This window comes from uncultured Nevskia sp. (genome assembly GCF_903885465.1).
Classification (GTDB): Bacteria; Pseudomonadota; Gammaproteobacteria; order Nevskiales; family Nevskiaceae; genus Nevskia.
In genome coordinates, this window is record NZ_CAISIQ010000296.1 from 1 (window position 1) to 4,130 (window position 4,130).

Consider the following 4,130-nt stretch of genomic DNA (forward strand, 5'->3'; position numbering starts at 1 on the left):
AGCCGGCGAGAAGAAGTCAGACCACACGGCCTGAATCCTGAGCCCTTGCTGAAACAAAAAAGCCGCGTCGAGAGACGCGGCTTTTTTGTTGGTCTCGGCAGATTTACTCGCGGCGCAGGATGCGATCGACGAGCTGATTGGCCCAGAAGTTCGACTTGAACGAAGCGGTCACCGCCACCGGGTCGTAATGGTTCGCCACCCAGTCCGGGAACGTGGTGCCGGGATGCGCGGCAACATGATCGCGGTAGGTATAGAACAGCTGATCGAGCACGCCGGTCTTCGCCGCCTTGATGTGGCCGTGGCGCCAGAAATCGAGCTGGTGCATCGCGGTGCCGAAGCTTTCGCCGCGCAGCAGCTGCCAGATCGTCGACACCATGCCGGCACGGTCCGCACCGGATTTGCAGTGAATCAGCAGCGGCTTCGGCAAGGTCTCCAACAGATTGATGATCTCCAGCACTTCATCGCGCTGCGGCGCGCTGCGCGAGCCGATCGGGAAATGGACGAGATGCAGGCCGATCCGCTTGCAGGTATCCCATTCGAGCTGATTCGAGCCGAGATGGGTTTCGTTGCCACGCAGGCTCAGCACGGTCTGGATGCCGGCGCGCTGCGCGCCGCGCAACTGGTAGGGCATCGGGTGACCACAGCGATGCAGTTCCGGCGTGACCGCCATCCGCGTGTTGTAGATGAAGCGGAAGATCGAATGATCGACGAACAGCATGTTGAGCCAGGCGCGAAAGCGCTGGCCGAAGCTCAATAACGGTACATCGGGCGGCAGCACGGCGGTGCGACGGCTCATGCGCGCGACTCCAGTACCGCGGCAACCGCGGCGAGATCGGCCTCGGTATCGACACCGCGCGGTGGCGGCACGTCTGACACGCCGACCGCTATCGCCAAGCCGGCTTCAAGCGCGCGCAGCTGTTCCAGCGCTTCGCAGTTTTCCAGCGACGACGGCGGCAGCGCGCTGAAGCGGCGCAGCGCACCAACGCGGTACGCGTAAAGACCGATGTGCCGGAAAGCGAGGCCGACCGGCAGCGGCGAAGTCGGGCTGGTCCCTTCCCGCTTCCAGGGAATCGGCGCGCGCGAGAAATACAGCGCATGGCCGCTGGCGGCGCGGACCACCTTGACGAAGTTCGGGTTCAGCCAGTCTTCCAGCGCATGCAGCGGATGGCAGAGCGTGGCGATATCTGCACTCGCATCATCGGCCAGCAGCTTCGCCGCTTCGACGACCATGGCCGCCGGCATCAGCGGCTCGTCGCCCTGCAGGTTGACGACGATCTGGCCGTCGTCCCAGCCAGCGGCCGTCGCGATCTCGTTGACCCGGTCGGTGCCGGACTGATGTGCCGGATTGGTCATCCGCACCGTGGCGCCGAACGCCGTGCAGGCCGCCAGCACTTCGGCATCATCGGTGGCGATGACCACGGACTCCGGGCCTGCAACCTGGCAGGCCGCTTCCCAGGTCCATTGCACCAGCGGCTTGCCGGCCAGCGTGCGCAACACCTTGCGCGGCAGCCGTGTCGAGCCGAGCCGGGCCGGGATGACGATGCGGAATCCGGACATTGCTTGCGTGCTACTTCAGCTCGTCTTCACGTAGATGGCGCGCTTCTTCCTCGAGCATCACCGGAATGCCGTCGCGTACCGGATAGGCGAGGCGCGAGGCCTTGCACCAGAGTTCCTGCACGTCCGGATGCCAGGTCAGCGGACCCTTGGTGACCGGGCAGACGAGGATGTCGAGCAAGCGCTTGTCCATGGGCATCGGAGCGTTCAAAGGATCGGATGTGATTTGAGAGCAGACAGCAATTTTCGCACATGCACCGCATCGGCCTCCGGCAGCTGCGCGTCGGCCGGCACCCACCACAGGCCATCACGCGCGAAGGCCGCGCACTTCACCGCGTCCTTCTCGGTCATCAGCAGCGGCAGGCCGGCGTCGCAGCTCAGATCGCCGGCCGTGTAGTGATGATGATCCGGGAATGCTTGCGGTATGACGACAAGGCCGGCGGCTTCGAGCGACTTGAAGAAGCGCTGCGGATGGCCGATGCCGGCGATCGCCCGAACGCGCTGGCCGGCAAAGCTGCTCAGCGAGCGCGGCTCGCCACCGACCAGCGGCAATGCGCGCTCGACCAGCAGGTTCATCGTCAACTGCGGCCGGCCGTGCGCAGGCAATGATGCTTGCAGCGCGCCGTTGACGATCACCGCATCGACGGTCGCCAGCCGCGACGTCGGCTCACGCAACGGCCCGGCCGGCAGCCGCGCACCGTTGCCGAGACCGCGCACGCCATCGATGACGCAGAGTTCGAGATCGCGCGCGAGCCGGTAGTGCTGCAGGCCATCGTCGGCGATCAGCAGATCGACACCGTCCTGCTCGATCAGCAGCCGCGCCGCCGCGATGCGATCCGGGGCCACGGCCAGCGGCACGCCAGCGCGGCGGGCGATCAACGCAGGCTCGTCGCCGCATTCGGCCGGATCGGTCGTCGATGTGACGCGCAGTGGATAGTGAGCAGCGCGGCCTCCATAACCGCGGCTGATGACACCCGGCGTGAAGCCGAGCGCCCTCGCCTGCTCGATCAGCCACAGGGTCAGCGGCGTCTTGCCGGTGCCGCCGACGCTGATGTTGCCGACGACGACGACGGGCACTGGCAGGCGCACGGCTTCGCGCTTCTTTGCCGCTGCGAGGTGATCAGCGATCGAACCGTACAGCGCACCAAGCGGGCGCAAGGCCAGCGGCGGCGGCTCGGTGGAGTACCAGCGTTGTTCGATCCAGCGCTTCAAGCGGCCACTCGAAGGGAAGCCACCCTTTCAAAGCTCGTCATCCCCGCGCAGGCGGGGATCCAGTTTTGACCCATGCGCACCGCCGGCAACATAAGAACTGGATTGTTGAACGCATCCCTGCACTCAACCTGCTTGCGCAGGCTTGCGCGCCGATTCGCTCCCGGCGAATCGGTCCCGCCTTCGCGGGAATGACGAACTGGGATGCGGTGCCCAAACGGGCTCAAGCCGCCACCATCTCGTCGCGGAACTGCATACGATGCAGCCCGGCATAAGCGCCATCCCGCGTCAGCAAAGCCTCATGCGTGCCCTGCTCGACGATGCGGCCCTGATCCATGACCACGATCAGATCCGCGCTCTGGATCGTCGACAGGCGATGGGCGATCACCAAGGTAGTGCGGCCGCGCATCAGCTCGGTCAGCGCCTGCTGGATCGCCCGTTCGGATTCGCTGTCGAGCGCGCTGGTGGCTTCGTCGAGGATCAGGATCGGTGCGTCCTTGAACAGTGCGCGGGCGATGGTCAGGCGCTGCTTCTGGCCACCGGAGAGATTGGCGCCGTCCTGGCCAAGCATGGTGTCCAGGCCTTGGGGCAGCCGGCTGATGAACTCCCAGGCGTGAGCGCGGCGCGCGGCTTCTTCGATCTTCTCCCGCGTCTCGCCAGTCGAGCCGTAGGCGATGTTGTCGGCGATCGTCGCGTTGAACAGCACGATGTTCTGATCGACCAGGGCGATCTGCCGGCGCAGATCACTGAGCTTGTACTCGCGGGCATCGTGACCATCGAGCAGCACGGCACCGGACTGCGGATCGTAGAAGCGCGGGATCAGCGACAGCAGCGTCGATTTGCCGCTGCCGGAGCGGCCAACGAAGGCCACCGTCGAGCCGGGCGCGATGTCGAGCGTCACACCATCGAGCGCGGCGCGGCCATCGCGTTCGTAGCCGAAGTGCACGTCATCGAAGCGCAGACGGCCTTCGGCGCGAGCAAGCGGACGGCTGCCGCTGTCGGCTTCCACCGGCGTATCGAGGAACGAAAACAGATCGGCGCCAGCGACCAGGCCGCGCTGCAGGCGCTCGCTGATGCTGGTCATCGAAGCCATCGGCGCGCGCAGGCTGAGCATCGCGGCGATGAACGAGGCGAAGGTACCGGCACTGACCGTTTCGATCATGCCGGGTGCGGTCGCGACGAACACCAGCATCGCCACGCCAATGGCGGCGATCAGCTCCAGCGCACTGTTGCTGGCAGCACCACTGGCGGTCATTTTCAGGGTTTGCCGGCGCAGATAATCGTCCATGCGGCGGAACGCGTCGAGCACATAGATCTCGCCGCCGTAGAGCTTGAGGATGCGGCGACCAGTGATCGCTTCATCGGCC

General features: G+C 65.7%; 5 protein-coding genes. All 5 read right to left on the reverse strand.

All coding sequences use genetic code 11. The features are described 5' to 3' along the window. Nucleotides 1-103 precede the first annotated feature (103 nt). The gene (locus tag QZY06_RS11465; RefSeq protein ID WP_295684313.1) at nucleotides 104-796 is read right to left on the reverse strand and encodes a sulfur transferase domain-containing protein; all 693 of its coding nucleotides are present in this window, start codon (nucleotides 794-796) and stop codon (nucleotides 104-106) included. Beyond that, nucleotides 793-1,557: a 3-deoxy-manno-octulosonate cytidylyltransferase gene (kdsB, locus tag QZY06_RS11470; RefSeq protein WP_295684316.1), complete on the reverse strand. Its 765-nt coding sequence runs from the start codon at nucleotides 1,555-1,557 to the stop codon at nucleotides 793-795. The genes QZY06_RS11465 and kdsB overlap by 4 nt, the downstream gene beginning before the upstream one ends. Nucleotides 1,558-1,567: 10 nt before the next feature. Continuing rightward, the gene (locus QZY06_RS11475) at nucleotides 1,568-1,747 is read right to left on the reverse strand and encodes a Trm112 family protein (RefSeq protein ID WP_022977741.1); all 180 of its coding nucleotides are present in this window, start codon (nucleotides 1,745-1,747) and stop codon (nucleotides 1,568-1,570) included. A gap of 14 nt (nucleotides 1,748-1,761) precedes the next feature. Then, nucleotides 1,762-2,766: a tetraacyldisaccharide 4'-kinase gene (gene lpxK, locus QZY06_RS11480; protein ID WP_295684320.1), complete on the reverse strand. Its 1,005-nt coding sequence runs from the start codon at nucleotides 2,764-2,766 to the stop codon at nucleotides 1,762-1,764. A gap of 220 nt (nucleotides 2,767-2,986) precedes the next feature. Further along, nucleotides 2,987-4,130, reverse strand: a 1,144-nt coding sequence (locus QZY06_RS11485) for an ATP-binding cassette domain-containing protein (protein ID WP_295684322.1), incomplete at its 5' end; no start/stop codon positions are given.